We start from the raw sequence: 17,340 nt of genomic DNA, 5'->3' as shown, positions 1-17,340 counted from the left end.
TCAGTTTGCCCATCGTCTTGCTGAACGCTTGAGCTTGCCAAGATCGGCCTGTATGTCTGGCACGGAAATACCCATCACGCGGTGAGACGCCTCCATGCCCGTCGAAAAGTCGGAGCTCAGCAAGTTTGAGCTTGGAAAATACTATGTCGCCAATCTGTTCCTTCAGGGGGTTATCGGTGCTATGCGCCTTCTCCCGTATGAGCGGCGCATCTCAACCATGGGCGCGATTATGCGCGTTTTGACCCCGGTCGTGGGGTTTCGTACACGCATCCGGCGGAACCTGAAGCTCACCTGCCCTGACCTGTCCGAAGCCGAGGTCAAAAAGATTTGCCGTGACGTACCCGACAACGCCGGTCGGGCGATCATGGAGCATTTCTCGCCAGAAGGATTTACTGAGCGTCAAAGTACAGCGAAAATTTCCGGCCCTGGTATTGCGGCCTTTGATGCGGCCATCGCCGAAGGGCGTCCGGTCATGATGATCACTGCGCATTTTGGGCACTATCTGGCCGCGCGCATTGCCTTGCAAAAACACAGCGGCCAACCGATTGGCTGCCTGTATCGCCGCATGGCTAATCCTTACTTCAACGACGCCTATGTCGAGGCCTTTTATAAAACCGGTGCGCCCATGTTCGAGCAGGGGCGGCGCGGAATGGTTGAGATGGTGCGCACGCTGAAAAAGGGCGGGATCATTGCAATTGTGTCCGATCTCCATGCGATGGGCGGGGAAGAGCTTGTATTCTTCGGCAAACCCGCTGTCACATCTGTGCTGAACGCGGAACTGGCGATGAAATACAACGCGGAACTGATCCCATGTTATGCCGTGCGCCAGCCAAACGGCATCGATTTCGAAATCATACTGCACGATCCGGTTCCGCACACTGACCCGAAAACGATGACGCAATTCACCAATGACGACCTTGAGAAGATGGTACGTCAGCATATGGGTCAGTGGTTCTGGATCCACCGCCGCTGGAAGCATTGGAACGGGCTTGGCATTGCACCGGACGAGATGCCCTGATCACTTAACCCGCGTTGCGGCGACAATGGGACCATGACCCGCACGTTGCACCAAAACAACCGCCGGCAGGTCTGACCCAAGCTGGGCTGAGAAGGTTTGTGGTGCAGCCCCATCCCACTGCCCTGCCATCTGCCATGTTTCGACAACGTTGGCATAGTCCAGATCGTGCCCAGCCAGTTCTCCGCGGCGGATCGAGGCGTGGCGCATCGGCGAATACTGTACGATACGCACGTCGTAGGTCTCGCCCTCCGGCAATACTACGGGCGTGACATTCACGGTTACTTCATCTGCTGTCCGGGTTGCAGTCACCGACGCTTCGGGTGTCGCCTTGAAATGAGCGTCAATCAAGCGGTCGAGCTCACGTGACTGCGCGCCCACAACATCATGCTGCCCATTGATCACCATCTGTGGCGTGTAGATCATCGAACGACCGCCTTCCCGCGCATACGCCCGCTGCCGCAAAGTATGATCCGGGTCGGCATATTCGTCCTTCCAACCGATGTAATCCCAATAATCCACGTGCAACGCCAGGCCAATCACATCGTCCCGCTTGGCCAGGTCGTGCATCAACCGGTCTGCCGGAGGGCAAGAGGAGCACCCCTGCGACGTAAACAACTCAACCACCACAGGGTCGCTCTCAGCCGCAGCAGAGGCAGCCAAAAGCCAGGACATCAGGGCGGTTACAGCGGCGGATCTGAACATGTGGACTCTCGGTTTGGGCGGTTGATTTTCAGAAATAGCTGCTTTGGCATTCAACGACCAATCAAGGTTTCTTGAGGCTGGAATACATGTTTACCTCCGTAAATGTGTGCAATGGTATACAAAAATTACTCCTTTGTGCCCGTTCAACCTTGAACCAAGGGCCTTCGTGATGCAGATATCAGACAGCAAATCCTATTATCCAAGTCATTTGAGAGGGAGGCCACTGATGCCCATCAAAGTCGGACAGGATACCGCCAAGACACGCCGCAGCCTGAGCGTGAGTGGTAAGTCCATTTCCTATTACTCGATCCCCGCCGCGCAAGAGGCCGGTTTGGGGGATTTCTCAAAACTGCCTGCCGCACTGAAAGTGGTTCTGGAAAATATGCTGCGGTTCGAGGATGACGGGTTTTCTGTCTCAACCGACGACATCAAGGCCTTTGCTGAATGGGGTGTAAACCGCGGTAAGAACCCGCGCGAAATCGCATACCGCCCTGCCCGCGTCTTGATGCAGGACTTCACCGGTGTTCCGGCTGTCGTCGACCTGGCCGCGATGCGCGACGGTATCAAGGCGCTGGGTGGCGACGCACAAAAGATCAACCCGCTGAACCCGGTTGATCTGGTCATCGACCATTCGGTCATGATTGACGAATTTGGCAATCCGCGTGCATTCCAGATGAACGTGGACCGCGAGTATGAACGCAACATGGAGCGGTACCAGTTCCTGAAATGGGGTCAGAATGCCTTTAACAACTTCCGCGTGGTGCCTCCCGGCACTGGGATTTGCCATCAGGTGAACCTGGAATATCTGGCTCAAACCGTCTGGGCCGACACGGATCAAAACGGCGAAGAAGTCGCCTATCCCGATACGCTGGTTGGCACCGACAGCCACACCACTATGGTGAACGGCATGGCCGTTCTGGGTTGGGGCGTTGGCGGGATCGAGGCCGAGGCCGCGATGCTGGGTCAGCCAATCTCGATGTTGATCCCCGAGGTTGTGGGTTTTGAACTGACGGGTTCGATGGTCGAAGGCACCACCGGCACCGACCTTGTTCTGAAAGTCGTGGAGATGCTGCGCGAAAAGGGCGTTGTCGGTAAGTTCGTTGAATTCTATGGCGAAGGTTTGGACCGCCTGCCATTGGCCGACCGCGCCACTATCGCCAACATGGCCCCGGAATATGGCGCGACCTGCGGCTTCTTCCCTATTGACGGAGAAACCTTACGCTACATGCGCAACACCGGGCGTGACGAAGACCGTCTGGCATTGGTTGAAGCCTATGCCAAAGAAAACGGCCTCTGGCGTGACGCGGACTACGCTCCGATCTACACCGATACCCTGACGCTAGACATGGGCACGATCGTTCCGGCGATCTCGGGCCCGAAGCGTCCGCAGGACTATGTTGCGCTGACCGACGCCAAGGCGGCCTTTACGCAGGAAATGGCAGAGACTTTCAAACGCCCGATGGGCAAGCAGGTCGAAGTCAAGGGCGAAAACTATGGCATGGAGTCGGGCAAAGTCGTGATTGCCTCGATCACTTCCTGCACCAACACGTCGAACCCCTACGTCATGATCGGCGCGGGTCTGGTGGCCCGCAAGGCCGCGGCACTGGGACTGGATCGCAAGCCCTGGGTCAAGACCTCTCTGGCGCCGGGATCGCAAGTGGTGTCGGCCTATCTCGAAGCTGCAGGATTGCAAGACGATCTAGACAAGATCGGGTTCAACCTTGTGGGATATGGCTGCACCACCTGTATCGGCAACTCGGGCCCGATCCAGAAAGAAATATCCGAGGCAATTTCCGAAGGCGATCTGGTTGCCACGTCGGTTCTGTCCGGCAACCGCAACTTCGAGGGTCGAATCTCGCCGGATGTGCGCGCAAACTATCTGGCCTCACCGCCGCTGGTGGTTGTCTACGCACTGGCGGGAACAATGGATATCGACCTGACATCCGAACCGATTGGTCAAGACAAGGATGGCAACGATGTCTTCATGAAAGACATCTGGCCAAGCCAGAGCGAAATCGCGGAACTGGTCGAGGCGACCGTGACCCGCGAGGCGTTCCAATCGAAATACGCCGACGTGTTCAAAGGCGACGAGAAATGGCGCGAAGTTGAGGTGCCTCAACAGGAAACCTATGACTGGCCACCAACCTCGACATACATCCAGAACCCGCCCTATTTCCAAGGTATGGGCGTAGAGCCAGGCACGATTTCGAATATCGAAGGGGCCAAGGTGCTGGCGATTCTGGGCGACATGGTCACAACCGACCATATCTCGCCTGCCGGGTCATTTGCGTCGACCTCGCCCGCTGGCCAGTATCTGATCGAACGTCAAGTGCAGCCGCGCGAGTTCAACTCTTACGGCTCACGCCGCGGCAATCACGAGGTCATGATGCGTGGCACCTTCGCCAATATCCGCATCAAGAACGAGATGCTGGATGGCGTCGAAGGCGGCTACACCAAAGGCCCGGATGGCGAACAAACATCGATCTACGACGCATCGATGGCCTATCAGGAACAGGGCACACCGCTGGTTGTCTTTGGTGGCGAACAATACGGTGCAGGCTCGTCGCGCGACTGGGCGGCCAAAGGCACCGCGTTGCTGGGTGTGAAAGCCGTCATCGCCGAAAGCTTTGAGCGTATCCACCGGTCAAACCTGGTTGGTATGGGCGTCATTCCATTCGAATTCACAGGGGGTGACACACGCAAGACGCTTGGCCTGAAAGGGGATGAAACCGTCTCAATCCACGGATTGGATTCGGTTGAGCCCCTGCAAGAGGTGCCCTGCACAATCGTTTATGGCGACGGAAGTGAGAAGACCATCACCCTGAAGTGCCGCATCGATACCGCACCCGAGATTGAGTACATCGAAAACGGCGGCGTGCTTCACTATGTACTGCGTAATCTTGCGAAGGCATCGTGACTTGACAGCATAACGTGCGAATTAAACCCCCGGCCAAGCGCCGGGGGTTTTGTTTTCTAGCCATTCATTCGAAAACCTGAAACTGTTGGGTAAAGTCACTCACGGAAACCGTTCGCCATGCAAAAACCAAACGCCTTGCTGGTTTGCTCTCTCAGCGTCATTGCGGTCATCGGGATATGGGGTGTCATCGACATCCAGAGTTTGGTGACTTGGGCCAGTGGTATTGTCCAACAGACCTTCCACAGCCGGGGATGGTTCGTGATGCTCGCCGCCTCGGGCATGTTGATCGGGTGTCTGTTTCTGGCATTCTCAAAACATGGGAACATTCGCCTTGGTCGCGATGACGAAGAACCAGAATTCTCGACTGCCACCTGGATATCGATGTTGTTCTCAGCTGGGATGGGGGTCGGTCTGTTGTTCTGGGCGGTGGCCGAACCGTTAACCCACTTCAATTTCATCTCAGGCATGGCACCGGAATTCATCGCCGCACAACAGGCAATGCTGGCAACAAACTTCCATTGGGGTTTACACGCCTGGGCCATTTACGGATCGACTGCGCTGACCATCGCCTATTTCAGCTTCCGGCGCGGCACCGGGATGATGGTCAGCGCCCCGATCAAAAGCCTGTTTCCCGGTGAACGCTGGGCCGAACGTGTCGGATGGCTTTCAGACTTCATGGCGATCATTGCGATTGCCATTGGCGTGGGTGGCTCAATGGCCATGGGCGTCTTTCAGGTCGCAGATGGAATTGCGGTGTTGGGAGGCCGGGAAACGGTCGGAGCATTTTTGATTACCGTCGTGTTTCTGGCAATGGTCGGAGCGTATATCCCAGCACTCTTGATCGATCTGGGGCAAGGCATGGCGCGCTTATCTAACGCTGCCATGCTGATTGCGATCGGCCTCGTGGCCTACACCATTATTCTTGGCCCAACTGAATACCTTTTGAATACTGTGGTTCAGGGCTTTGGCGACTATGTCACAAACGTCATCCCACGCGGCTTTCAAACCTTCACGTTTTTTGGCGACGACGTCACCAGGTGGTTCAGCGACTGGACCCTCACCTACATGGTTTGGTGGATCGCCTGGGGGCCTTTTGTGGGTGTCTTCGTGGCGCGCATCTCTCGTGGTCGAACGATACGAGAGTTCGTGATCGGGGTACTGTTCGCCCCCACTTTGTTTTCCATACTCTGGTTCGGCGCTTTTGGCGGCATTGGCCTGTTCGAGGCACTCAACGGCGCAGGCGAACTTCTGGCCTATACGCAGACAAAAATTGAACGCGTGACCTTTGCTCTGCTCGACCGGCTGCCGCTGTCCTTGATCACAACACTTGCAACGGTACTGGCTGCGTTTCTGTTCATTGTGACCAGTGTCGTCAGCGCTGCATTTGTTTTGGGCACCTTCTCGACCGGAGGAGACGAGAACCCTCCTCCGCGCGTGCGCCTGATATGGGGGGCCTTGCTGGGGCTGCTGAGCGTGGCGATGATCCTTTCTGGGTCAGTGGACTCGGTCAAGATCCTGATTTCACTGGGTGCTTTGCCCTTTGTCTTCATTTCAGTCCTGCTGATGGTCTGCCTGTTCCGCGGTCTCAGAGAGGAGGGCCAGCACGATGCTGATCGGTGATCTCACAGATACTCTGATGAACCTGGTAACCTTTGCGTTCATCGCGGCGATGATCTGGATTTTGCTGCGCAGCTGACGCTATTCCAAGGCGATCAGATTAAGCGTTGAAACACATCCACTTTACAGATTTGGTGTGCCTATGGACAAAGTTGCATTGATAACCGGCGGCGCCCGAGGGATTGGCCGGGCAATCGTCGAAGACCTTGGTCGAGATCACAAAATTGCGTTCACGTGGTTAAACAGCGCGCCTGAGCTGGATGTGTTGGACAGCGATGTTTTGGCGATCCGTTCAGACCTGACTCAGCCAGATCAACCGGCTCAGGTTATTGAACAGGTCATCGCACAATTCGGACGGCTGGACGTTCTTGTGAACAATGCGGGGCTTGTGCGCGCGACACCCAAAGAGGCGTTCAATCAACAGGACCACAGGGACATTCTTGACCTGAATTTGCTTGTGCCCGTGGCCCTTCTGACCGCCGCCCTGCCCCAACTGCAAGCTGGGGCATCCATCGTGAATATCTCTTCCATGAATGCGACCCTTCCGCCGCGCGATGCCGCGACCTATGGGGCCAGCAAGGCTGCGCTCAACCTATGGACCCGTGCCATGGCTAAGGAACTGGGCCCGCAGGGTATTCGCGTCAATGCGATTGCCCCTGGCGCGATCAACATCCCCGAGGTCCCGCGCCCGGATGATCTGACAGAATTGTTCGTCAAAGACACCGCCCTTGGGCGTGTCGGTGTGCCAGAGGATATCGCGCGGGTCGTTCGGTTTCTGGCCTCTGATGCGGTAGGTTTCATAACGGGTGAAGTCCTCGGCGTTACCGGAGGCTATCGATTGTAAAAACCAGTGCTGCCGCTTTCAGGTATTTAGCCACCCGCAGCCTTTTCCAAGGCAGGGCGGATCGTGCTTTCGATCACCCGTTGCGTGATAGGCCCGGCAAAGCGCAGGATGACAGTGCCATCGCCGTCTATCACGTACGTTTCAGGAACGCCGTATAGGCCCCAATCCAGCGCCATGCGGCCTTGCTCGTCGCGACCTATGGCAATGTAAGGGTCACCAAGTTCAGTCAGAAACGCCTCTGCTTTGGTCAGTTGATCTTTGTAGTTGATGCCATAGACGGGGACACCTTCTGCAGCCAGTGCTTCCAGGTTGGGATGCTCAGCCCGGCAGGGTGCGCACCAACTGGCCCAGTAGTTGACCAATTTAACTTCTCCATCCCGCAGCGCGGCATCATCGAACAAGGCTTTCTCAGGGAATTCGCTCAGAACGACAGGAGGGGCTGGCTGACCTTGACGGGCGGAAGGTAAGGCATCCTTGTCACCTCTGAATAATCCACCACCAAATAGAATGGCCAACACAGCAAATGCCACAGGTGGAGCGATCATCAAGGGCGAAATCTTAGCCATTGCGCGACATCCTTTGTTCGACCTTTTCCATATCTTTACGCACTTTGCGTCCTCGCATCACACTGAACGCAATCAAGGCCACCAGAAGAACGATCGACACGGCATAAGACGACAGAACCGCGTCAGCGTATTTTCCAAGATCGGGAATCATCCACTTACCCTTTCCCGCGCCATCAGTGCCTTGATCCGACGTGCCCGAATTTCGGTTCCGGTACGGTACAGCACCAATGCGATGAACAGCAGAACAAAGCCGATGATGCAGACCAGCAGCGGATAGAAGAATATGTTGCTAACCTTCTCTTCGGTGTCTGTCCCGGTAACCGCTGCTGCGCGCATGACAGATGCGCCCTGATGCAGTCCCTGATTCCAGAAGTTCACCGCGTAGCGGCTGAGGATCGCGAAAACCGACCCTACAAGGCACAGGACCGAGGTCAGGTCGGCCGCCGTATCCGGGTCTTCAATCGCCTCCCACAGGGCGACATATCCAAGGTAGAACAGGAACAGGATCAGAAACGATGTCAGTCGCGGATCCCAGGCCCACCAGGTGCCCCACATAGGCTGGCCCCAGATCGCACCAGTCAGCAAAGCAATCAGGGTCATCACAATCCCAATCGGTGCCGCCGCCCGCGCAGCAAGCGCACTGACATGGTGACGTCTTACCAGCCAAACCAGCGACGTCGCCAACATCATGAGCCAGCAGTTGATCGCCATCAGCGCCGCAGGCACATGCAGATAGATGATCTTGACCGTCGACCCTTGTTTGTAATCGTCCGGCGTAAAGAAAAAGCCCCAGATCAGGCCAACACAGATGCAGGCAAGTGAGGTGATCCAGAAAAACGGCAGAACACGCTCACTCGTCGCAAGAAACTTACGCGGGTTGGCATATTCCCAGAGGGCGTTGGCTTTGGCTGCAATAGACATGGGCCCTATCTAGTCTGAATTGGGGTGGTTCTCAATTGACCTTGGTCAAAGTTGAGACGGTTCACCGCAGATTGATCCGCAATACCGCCGCGCTGGCGAATGGCAACAGCGCGATCGTTGCCGCCGTGATGCCGGCCAGCATAAGCAGCGGCGTCTGCACCTCCATCTCTGTGGCTCCGCGCCGGGCGACCTCGGCTCCGAAAATCAGGGTGGGCACGTATAGCGGCAGCACCAACAGTGACAGCAACAAACCGCCACGCTTCAATCCAACGGTCAGGGCTGCACCGAATGTTCCGATCACGCTCATCGCCGGGGTGCCAATCAGCAGTGAAATCACCAGCCAGAAGAAACCCGGCACAGGAAGATTCAACAAAACTCCCAGGAACGGAGCGGCCAGGACAAGAGGCAAACCGGTGGTCAGCCAATGCGCCAAAGCCTTGATGGTTACAACTGATTCCAGCGGCAGCGGCGCGGTGGCCAACAGGTCCAGCGACCCGTCTTCCCAATCCAAAGCCAGCAAGCGGTCGAGCGACAGCAAACAGGCCAGCAACGCTCCCAGCCAAAGAACACCGGGTGCGATGGTGGACAGCAGCGAAGATTGCGGACCAACTGCAAACGGCACCATCACGGTCACGATCAGAAAAAACGCCAGACCCAAACCAAACCCGCCGCCTGCACGGAAGGCCAGTTTCAGGTCGCGCAGCAAAAGGGCGATCACAGGAAGCCTCCGTCGAAATCGTCAATGGGTTTGGGTTTGGCCTTGTTGGGTCCCACATCCAGAACCTCTCCGTCCAGGCCGAGGTCGATATGGGTTGCGATCAGGGCCGACCCGCCCTGCGCCAGATGTGCCCGCACCGCGTCGGCAAACATCTGCACCGCGTTTTTGTCCAGCGACACGGTGGGTTCGTCCAGCATCCAGATCGGCCGTCCAGTCACAAGCATCCGCGCAAGCCCCAGCCGCCGTTTCTGACCGGCTGACAGGTTACCGGCATGGCGATCAGCCAGCTCATTCAGATCAAACGCATCCAATGCGCTTTGTATGCCGCTGGTGCCAAAGACCGAGGCCCAGAACGTCAGGTTCTCGGTCACGGTCAGCGTCGGCTTTAACCCGTCCGAGTGGGCAGCATAGGCAATCTGGTCCTCGGCACCTTCGATGGTACCCTCAAGCGGCGGCTGCAAACCCGCCAAAGTACGCAGAAGCGTCGTTTTACCGATCCCGTTTGGTCCACGTAGAATCAGCGCCTTACCAGGCCGCAGTTGAAAGCTGAGACCTTCCAGCACGGGAATGCCACCACGGGTGATCGACAAGTCGGATACAGTCAGTGTCATGAAACCCGCTTAGCGGATTGTCCTCAGAGGCAAAAGGCAAGATTTGCCGCAGGGCTTAGCTGGCTTGGGGATAGCCAAGGGCGGATTGCAACACCCTATCCAAGTGGGATTAAGGCAAGTGCGATCCGGCGACCTTCCGAGAGCAGCACGTTATAGGTGCGGCAGGCGGCGGGAGAGTTCATAATTTCGACGCCAATTCCGGCATTTTCCAAAATAGCACGCAGGGTTTGGGGAATGTGCGACATTTCCTTGCCAGTGCCGATGAACAGGACGTCGATGTCATCTGCAAGGTTCAGCAGCGGCACTGTGTCATCATAGCCGCCCCATCTTGTTGTTCCGGTTGGGCCGATTAGAACCGGGCCGTCGTGGACTTGCCCGCCGACGCGGAAGAAGCCGGGGCCGTAGCCGTCGACCGGTACTGCACTGGTGTAGGTGATCTCGTTCAGGCGCATATGCGCTTTCTATCCCCAAAGCGGCAGGCCCGACAAGGCCGCCAGTGCGATGGCGATATAAGCTGCCGCACGATAAAGCCTCTCACGCTCGGGGCGGAACATCCATCCGCCCAGCCAATTCCCCGCCAGGTTCGGTATTGCCAGTGCAAGACCCAGCGCTGCAGCCGCCCATATAACACGACCCATCCCAGTCAGGTAACCGAGAATGAGAAAGTCGAACGCGAAGAGAAACAACAGTATCGTGGCGCGAATGACCTGAACCGACAGCGGACGGGACATATAAAAAAGGATCACCGCCGGACCCGGAAGCCCAGCGACACCGCCCAGAAACCCGGCAGCGGCACCGATGCCCAAGACCATCGCGCGAGTGACTTGGCCGTTATACCGCAGCCCCAATACCAGAACCGCGAGCATGAAAAGCGCGAGCAGGCTGACCGCATATCGAAACACATCGGGGTCGACGCGGGTCAGCACCCACAAGCCCAGCGGCAGAAGCAAAGCGCAACCTCCGGTCAAGCGGGCAAGATCGCCTTTGTCCACATCGCTCCACGCGCGGCGCAGATTGGGCAGCGGGCCAAAAATGTCCATGATCGTCAACCCGATCAGCGCGCCGAATGGGCCGAGATAGGGGGAGGCAAGGGGCAGGAAGACCAACGCGGTTCCAAAGCCCGAAAATCCGCGCACAACGCCGCCAAGAAAAGCCGCAAAAAGGATAATGGCCAGCCCTTGCGGGGGCTGGCCAAAAAGCTCAGGCATCAATATTGGCAAACTGGTTGCCTGCCGTGTTCGACGGCTTGGACCAGTCGCGTTTGACCCCCAGCCATAACAGGATGGTCGAAGCCACGAAGACCGAGGAATAAGTACCCACGATCACACCCCAGATCATCGCGAAGACGAACCCTCGGATCACGTCCCCGCCAAGAACATAAAGCGAGATCAGCGCCAGCAGGGTCGTGACCGAGGTCATAACCGTCCGGCTGAGGGTTTCGTTGATCGAGATGTTCAGAACTTCTTTCAGGTCTTTCTTCTTGTACTTCCGAAGGTTCTCGCGCACGCGGTCGAAAACAACCACTGTATCGTTCAACGAATAGCCGACGATAGTCAGAAGCGCCGCGATGATGGCAAGATCGAACCGGATTTGCAGCTCTGAGAATATGCCAATGGTCAGGATCACGTCATGCACAAGGGCAGCTACCGCCCCCAGCGCAAACTGCCATTCGAACCGCAGCCAGATGTAAACAAGCACCGCGCCGATGGCCAATGCAACGGCGATAACGGCTGTCTGGATAAGCTCTCCGGAAACCTTAGGGCCGACCGATTCAACCGATACGAATTGAATATCCGGAATCACGGCTTGCAGCGCTTGCTCCACAGCCGTGATCGTTGCTGCCTCAACCGCCTCGGCATCGGCCTGCGCCTGAATGCGGATCATCGCGACATTTTCATCCTCTCCGAAGGTCGGATCAAAAATCTCGGTGATTGTCACATCGCCAAGTTCCAATGGCGCGATTGCGTCGCGGTACGTGCCGACGTCAATCGGTTGCGTGCTTTCAGTTCGAATGGTCGTACCGCCCCGAAAGTCGATGCCAAAATTCAGGCCCTGCAACATAAACGAAGCAAAAGCCACGACCATCATCAGGCCGGAAATACCCAGCCAAACCTTCCAGCGGCTGAAGAAATCGAACGAGGTGTTCTGGGGTACGAGTTTCAGTCTCATGTCAAACCTCGATCGTTTTAGGACGGCGGCGTTCGAACCACATGACAACCATCAGGCGTGTCACGAAGATCGCGGTAAAGACCGATGTCAGAATACCAATGCCCAGGGTAATTGCGAACCCGCGCACCGGGCCACTGCCCATCGCGAACAAGATCGTCGCCGTAATGAAGGTTGTCACGTTGGCGTCCAGAATGGCCGACAGCGCCTTTTCATAGCCCAGCTCGATGGCGCGGGCTGGCCCTTTGGCAGATTTCAATTCTTCCCGAATGCGTTCAAAGATCAGCACGTTGGCATCCACCGCCATACCGACCGTCAGAACGATCCCGGCGATGCCCGGCAGGGTCAGGGTTGCTCCGATCAGGGAAAGCAGGCCGAACAACAAACCGACGTTGATGATCAACGCGATGTTGGCAAAAATTCCGAACAGACCATAGCTGAGCGCCATAAAGGTTAGAACGGCAACAAAGGCCACGATTGTGGCAACCTTACCTGCATCGATGCTGTCCTGTCCCAATTCGGGACCGATGGTGCGTTCTTCCAGGAATTCCAGACCGGCAGGCAGCGCACCCGCACGCAACAAGATGGCCAGATTGGTGCTTTCCTCAACCGAGAAGTTGCCAGTGATAATGCCAGATCCTCCGGGGATGTGGCTTTGGATCACTGGGGCGGAAATCACTTCGTCATCCAGCACGATCGCAAAGGGCGCGCCGATATTGTCGCGGGTATAATCACCAAATTTGCGGGCGCCAGACGTGTTGAACCGGAAACTGACCGCAGGGCGACCGTTTTGGTCAAACGAAGGCTGTGCATCCACCAGTTCTTCACCGGTCACAACCGGGGCGGATTCAATAATGTAATAGACACCGCTTTCGTCGATCGAAGGTACAACTTCTTCGCCGATGCCCACGCTGGCATCCGGGTCGGTGCCCCTGTTAACAACCGGGTTGAAGGTCAGCTGAGCTGTGGTTCCGATGATGTTTTTCAACTCTCCGGCGCTGCCGATGCCCGGCACCTGGATCAGGATCCGGTCCGCGCCCTGGCGCTGAATAGTGGGCTCACGGGTGCCAACTTCGTCAATCCGGCGGCGGATAATCTCAAGCGATTGACGCACGGTGCGATCATCGGATGCCAGCTTTTCGGCCTCGGAAAGCTGCACAACGATCGTGTCGCCATCAGCGCGCGCCTCAATATCCGTGGCACCAACACCGGTCAGGGTTTGCACCTGGCGGGCAAGTCCACGCACCACTTCAAGCGCTCTGGGCATTCCCTCTGGTTGGCTGATGCGTACGCGAATCTCATCCGGGGCAGACTCCTGGCGACGGATCGTTCCAACCGTCGCGCGTTCGTCACGCAGCGCGTCCCGAACTTCAGGCCACATGGCCTCCATCCGGGATTCGTATACATCCTGCACCCGGACTTCGGCCAACAAATGCGCACCACCGCGCAAATCCAGACCAAGATTGACCAGCGAAGATGGCAACCAAGTGGGCCATTCCGCAGCCTGAGCCTGCAATTCAGGCGTATCGTTACCAAGCTCAATGGCCGCTTGTGCGTCGTTGGATTGTTCGACCCGTGTGTAAAACGCGTTTGGCAGGGCTAAGAGAAGGCCGGTCACACAGACCAGCCAAATCAGAACCCGCTTCCAGGTATCAATTTGCAGCATTACCCTGCCTTTTCAAGGGATTGTCGAGCGAAATTACTTCGCAGGTTCGGTCTTGTTCAGAACCTGAGCGATGGTCGATTTAACCACGCGGATCTTGACGCCCTCGGCGATCTCGACCTCGATCTCGTTCTCGCCTTCCTTGACCTTCGACACCTTGCCGATCACCCCACCCTGGGTGATCACCTGATCACCGCGGCGCACGGCCTCGACCATGGCCTGATGTTCTTTCATTTTCTTCTGCTGTGGACGGATCAGCAGGAAATACATGATCGCGAAAATCAGGATCAGCGGGAGAAACTGGGCGATTGCGCCACCTTCCATGGGATATTCCTTTGTTCAGATCTTGCGGCACCGTTCCGCAAATTTGGCCGGAACCTATGCTTTGAGATGCCTGTTTGCAAGCAAAGGCGGTGATGTGTCCCACGTGAAAAAGAATACGACCCGTCAACTAAGGGAAAAGCGTTGCAGATATGTCCTAGGAACACATGCAAAACCGGTTATAGTTTAACCGTAGGGGGACATATGACACTGCCATTCAAGCCTTTCCTTTTGCTATGTTATTTACTGATCACCATATCGGTGGGTTTGACGCTTTCCGGCCCGGCGCAATCGCAGGAAACACCCGCTGAAATCACTGAGCCCGAGGCAGATGAAACGGACAGTTTCAAAGCGCCTGTAATCGTGGACGGCGAAATGTTGTTCTTCCTGCGTGGGTCCAGTGCCCTGCCCGCGCCGGAACGGGCGGAAAGCGTTCAGGACAAGATCATTGAGGTTGCCGAAGCTTCGGAAAGTCCTGCGGTCGACATCGCATTCGAAGAAACCGATCTGGGCGTTCGCATTCGGGCTGACGGTGTGATCGTGTCAATCGTGACCGTTGCAGATGCCGAATTGGATCAGATGGAGCTGGATGTTCTCAGCTTCCTCCATGGTCAGGCGATCGAAGAGGCCATCCTCGCCTATCGTGCCAACCGCACAGACCAGGCGCGGGTGTCAGGTGCAATTGAGGCTGCGGGATGGACACTTGGCTTTGTCGCTTTCGTGGCGCTGATCCTATGGCTGCATCGGCGGATCAGGCGGCGTACCCTGAAACTGGTAAAGCGGTATTTGAAGGATGTTGAAACGGCGACTGCCAAAAGCGTCCAGGCCGAAGCGATCGCAGCCCTGATCCGGTACGGATTGAATTTCATCCTGCTGATTATCTTCTTTCTGGGTTTCTACTATTATTTGTCTTTTGTCCTTCTTGCATTTGCTGAAACACGGTATTTCGCGCAGCTGCTGCTCACTTACCTGACCGAACCCGTACTGCTGATATTCAAGGGTATCCTGAGCTACATTCCCAACTTGATCATGCTGGGCCTGATCACATGGGTCACGATGTATATCATCAAAGGGATGCGCGTGTTCTTCGATGCGGTCGAAGCAGGCTCGTTCGATATGGGTGATTTCGAGAAACACTGGGTCAACCCGACGTTCAATATCGCCCGTGTCATCGTGATTCTGATCGCGTTGGTTTTTGCTGTCCCCTACATCCCCGGCTCGGACTCGGCCGCGTTTCAGGGACTGACCATTCTGGTCGGCGCGATGCTTTCGCTGGGCGCAAACTCGGTCGTGTCCAACATGCTGGCGGGCCTGTTCGTTATTTACCGAAGATCCACCTCAATCGGTGACCGTATCCAGATCGGAGATCACATAGGAGACGTTGTGCAGATCAAGCTGATGGAGACGCATTTGAAATCCATCAAGAATGAACTGATCTCGATCCCAAATGCCCAGCTGATGAACTCGGATGTGGTGAATTTTTCGAAGAAGACCGATGGCAGCGGGCTGTTGCTGCACACGACGGTCGGCATTGGATATGAGGAACCCCCAGAGAAGGTCGAGGCGATGCTGATCGAAGCTGCCAATCGCACCAAGGGGATCAAAGCCAAGCCCGAACCCTTTGTATTGTGGACCGCTTTGGCCGACTACGCGATCAACTATCAGATCAACGGCTACACAACGCGCGGCAGCATCATTCCAAAAATACGCTCGGACCTGCACCGCAACATTGTCGCCGTGTTCAATGAAAATGGCGTACAGATCATGACGCCCTCTTATATGGCTGACCCACCGGAACCAAAAATCCCGGCAGAGGAATGGGATGGCCATCTGGCGCATGAAATCCACGCCGAGGACGATAAGTCGTAACCGGTGCTACACCCCGCCCGACAGATGGTGCATAAGCGGTTTCAGTGATTCACGCATTTAAGGATCTGAGACATGCACGACATCCGCGCCATTCGCGAAAACCCAGCCGCCTTCGACGCCGCCCTTGCGCGCCGTGGGGACGCGCCGGTGTCGTCAGATTTGCTGCGGCTGGATGAAAGCCGCCGGTCCAAAATCTTGGCCGCCGAGACAGCTCAAGCCGAACAGAACAAGGCCAGCAAAGAAGTCGGTGCTGCCAAGGGTCGTGGCGACGAGGCAGAGTTCGAACGCCTGCGCGCATTGGTGGCCGAGAAAAAGGCCGAGATTGCCCGGATGCAGACCGAAGCCAAAGATCTGGACGCTCTGCTGACCGATCAGCTGATCCGCATCGCCAACCTGCCCGCCGAGGATGTGCCCGAAGGGGCCGATGAAAACGACAATGTCGAGATCAACCGCTGGGGCACACCACGAAAGTTGGATTTTGCACCCAAAGAGCATTTCGAGATTGAAGCCGTCCAGCACGGTATGGATTTCGAAACCGCAGCCAAACTCTCTGGCTCGCGCTTTGTGCTGCTGTCGGGCGGCGTTGCCCGCATCCACCGCGCACTGGCGCAGTTCATGCTGGACACGCATATCAACGAGAACGAGCTGACCGAGGTGAACGGCCCGGTACTGGTTCTGTCCGAGATGATGCATGGCACGGGTCAGTTGCCGAAATTTGGCGAAGATAGCTATCAGACACGCGAAGGCTGGTGGCTGATCCCGACATCCGAAGTTTCGCTGACTAATATCGTCAACGACACGTTGATCGAGGAAAGCTACCTGCCCCGCCGCTATACCGCGCATTCTCTGTGCTTTCGGTCCGAAGCCGGCAGCGCGGGCAAGGACACACGCGGTATGCTGCGCCAGCACCAGTTCGAAAAGGTCGAGATGGTCTCGGTCACACATCCGGACAAATCGGATGACGAACAAAAGCGTATGCTGCGCTGCGCCGAGGGCATTCTGGAAAAACTGGGCATCCCCTACCGCACCGTCATCCTGTGTACCGGCGACATCGGTTTTGGCGCGCGCCGCACCTTTGACATCGAGGCTTGGCTGCCCGGTCAGGATACTTACCGCGAGATCAGCTCGGTCTCGACCTGTGGTGAATTCCAGGCCCGCCGCATGAATGCGCGGTTCCGCCCTGAGGGTGGTGGAAAACCGGAATATGTCCATACGCTGAATGGCTCAGGCCTTGCCGTGGGGCGCTGCTTGATCGCTGTCCTGGAAAACGGTCAGAACGCTGACGGTACCGTGACCCTACCAGACGTTCTGAGCCCCTATCTGGGCGGCAAGCTGACCCTGCAGCTGGACGGCACGCTGACATAAGAAAACCGGCCCCCAGTCGGGAGCCGGTCCAATAAGATGGGA

General features: G+C 56.7%; 17 protein-coding genes. 6 read left to right on the top strand and 11 right to left on the bottom strand.

The genetic code is table 11. The annotated features are described in order from the left end of the window. The first annotated feature begins 94 nt into the window (after window positions 1-94). Window positions 95-1,018 (top strand): lysophospholipid acyltransferase family protein, encoded by a 924-nt coding sequence (locus tag I9187_RS11375; protein ID WP_171179548.1) that lies wholly within the window; start codon window positions 95-97, stop codon window positions 1,016-1,018. On the opposite strand, the gene I9187_RS11370 is transcribed toward I9187_RS11375, so the two are convergent. Continuing rightward, entirely contained in the window at window positions 1,019-1,720 is a 702-nt protein-coding gene (locus tag I9187_RS11370) for a DUF1223 domain-containing protein (RefSeq protein ID WP_171727434.1), read from the bottom strand. It abuts the gene before it with no gap. A 226-nt stretch (window positions 1,721-1,946) separates the two neighbouring features. Between I9187_RS11370 and acnA the strand changes: the two genes are divergently transcribed. From acnA to I9187_RS11355, 3 genes are all read left to right on the top strand, one after another. Further along, window positions 1,947-4,637, top strand: coding sequence for an aconitate hydratase AcnA (acnA, locus tag I9187_RS11365; protein WP_209940196.1), 2,691 nt, complete (start codon window positions 1,947-1,949; stop codon window positions 4,635-4,637). A gap of 117 nt (window positions 4,638-4,754) precedes the next feature. Further along, a complete protein-coding gene (locus I9187_RS11360; RefSeq protein ID WP_209509307.1) occupies window positions 4,755-6,257 on the top strand; it encodes a BCCT family transporter in 1,503 nt (500 codons plus the stop codon). 139 nt (window positions 6,258-6,396) lie between these two features. After that, window positions 6,397-7,098 carry an SDR family oxidoreductase gene (locus tag I9187_RS11355; RefSeq protein ID WP_171179539.1) on the top strand — a complete coding sequence of 234 codons (702 nt, stop codon included), beginning with the start codon at window positions 6,397-6,399 and terminating at the stop codon, window positions 7,096-7,098. Between the two features lie 26 nt (window positions 7,099-7,124). On the opposite strand, the gene I9187_RS11350 is transcribed toward I9187_RS11355, so the two are convergent. The 10 genes from I9187_RS11350 to yajC all read right to left on the bottom strand — a co-directional run bounded on the left by I9187_RS11350 (window position 7,125) and on the right by yajC (window position 14,067). Beyond that, window positions 7,125-7,664, bottom strand: a complete 540-nt coding sequence (locus I9187_RS11350) for a DsbE family thiol:disulfide interchange protein (RefSeq protein ID WP_171179537.1) — start codon at window positions 7,662-7,664, stop codon at window positions 7,125-7,127. Further along, window positions 7,657-7,815, bottom strand: a complete 159-nt coding sequence (gene ccmD, locus I9187_RS11345) for a heme exporter protein CcmD (protein WP_171179535.1) — start codon at window positions 7,813-7,815, stop codon at window positions 7,657-7,659. Before ccmD ends, I9187_RS11350 begins: the two co-directional genes overlap by 8 nt. After that, window positions 7,812-8,585: a heme ABC transporter permease gene (locus tag I9187_RS11340; RefSeq protein WP_171179533.1), complete on the bottom strand. Its 774-nt coding sequence runs from the start codon at window positions 8,583-8,585 to the stop codon at window positions 7,812-7,814. Before I9187_RS11340 ends, ccmD begins: the two co-directional genes overlap by 4 nt. 61 nt (window positions 8,586-8,646) lie before the next feature. Further along, window positions 8,647-9,303, bottom strand: coding sequence for a heme exporter protein CcmB (ccmB, locus tag I9187_RS11335; protein ID WP_171179531.1), 657 nt, complete (start codon window positions 9,301-9,303; stop codon window positions 8,647-8,649). After that, window positions 9,300-9,914, bottom strand: a complete 615-nt coding sequence (ccmA, locus tag I9187_RS11330) for a heme ABC exporter ATP-binding protein CcmA (RefSeq protein WP_171179528.1) — start codon at window positions 9,912-9,914, stop codon at window positions 9,300-9,302. The genes ccmB and ccmA overlap by 4 nt, the downstream gene beginning before the upstream one ends. Window positions 9,915-10,009: 95 nt before the next feature. Next, window positions 10,010-10,366, bottom strand: coding sequence for an Mth938-like domain-containing protein (locus I9187_RS11325; protein WP_171179526.1), 357 nt, complete (start codon window positions 10,364-10,366; stop codon window positions 10,010-10,012). Window positions 10,367-10,375: 9 nt separating this feature from the next. Continuing rightward, complete coding sequence (locus I9187_RS11320; RefSeq protein WP_171179524.1) at window positions 10,376-11,122, bottom strand: TSUP family transporter; 747 nt, start codon at window positions 11,120-11,122, stop codon at window positions 10,376-10,378. Next, window positions 11,115-12,083, bottom strand: a complete 969-nt coding sequence (gene secF, locus I9187_RS11315; RefSeq protein WP_171179522.1) for a protein translocase subunit SecF — start codon at window positions 12,081-12,083, stop codon at window positions 11,115-11,117. The genes I9187_RS11320 and secF overlap by 8 nt, the downstream gene beginning before the upstream one ends. A gap of 1 nt (window position 12,084) precedes the next feature. Beyond that, window positions 12,085-13,746 carry a protein translocase subunit SecD gene (secD, locus tag I9187_RS11310; RefSeq protein WP_171179520.1) on the bottom strand — a complete coding sequence of 554 codons (1,662 nt, stop codon included), beginning with the start codon at window positions 13,744-13,746 and terminating at the stop codon, window positions 12,085-12,087. Between the two features lie 33 nt (window positions 13,747-13,779). Continuing rightward, window positions 13,780-14,067 carry a preprotein translocase subunit YajC gene (yajC, locus tag I9187_RS11305; RefSeq protein ID WP_171090782.1) on the bottom strand — a complete coding sequence of 96 codons (288 nt, stop codon included), beginning with the start codon at window positions 14,065-14,067 and terminating at the stop codon, window positions 13,780-13,782. Window positions 14,068-14,268: 201 nt separating this feature from the next. On the opposite strand from yajC, the gene I9187_RS11300 reads away from it, so the two are divergent. Together I9187_RS11300 and serS are read left to right on the top strand one after the other, a co-directional pair. Further along, window positions 14,269-15,933 (top strand): mechanosensitive ion channel family protein, encoded by a 1,665-nt coding sequence (locus I9187_RS11300; RefSeq protein WP_171618752.1) that lies wholly within the window; start codon window positions 14,269-14,271, stop codon window positions 15,931-15,933. Between the two features lie 72 nt (window positions 15,934-16,005). Then, the gene (gene serS, locus I9187_RS11295) at window positions 16,006-17,298 is read left to right on the top strand and encodes a serine--tRNA ligase (RefSeq protein ID WP_171179516.1); all 1,293 of its coding nucleotides are present in this window, start codon (window positions 16,006-16,008) and stop codon (window positions 17,296-17,298) included. Window positions 17,299-17,340 lie beyond the last annotated feature (42 nt).

The organism is Ruegeria sp. HKCCE4148, assembly GCF_017872495.1.
Taxonomy (GTDB): Bacteria; Pseudomonadota; Alphaproteobacteria; order Rhodobacterales; family Rhodobacteraceae; genus Ruegeria.
This window is presented reverse-complemented; position numbering and strand designations above follow the sequence as displayed.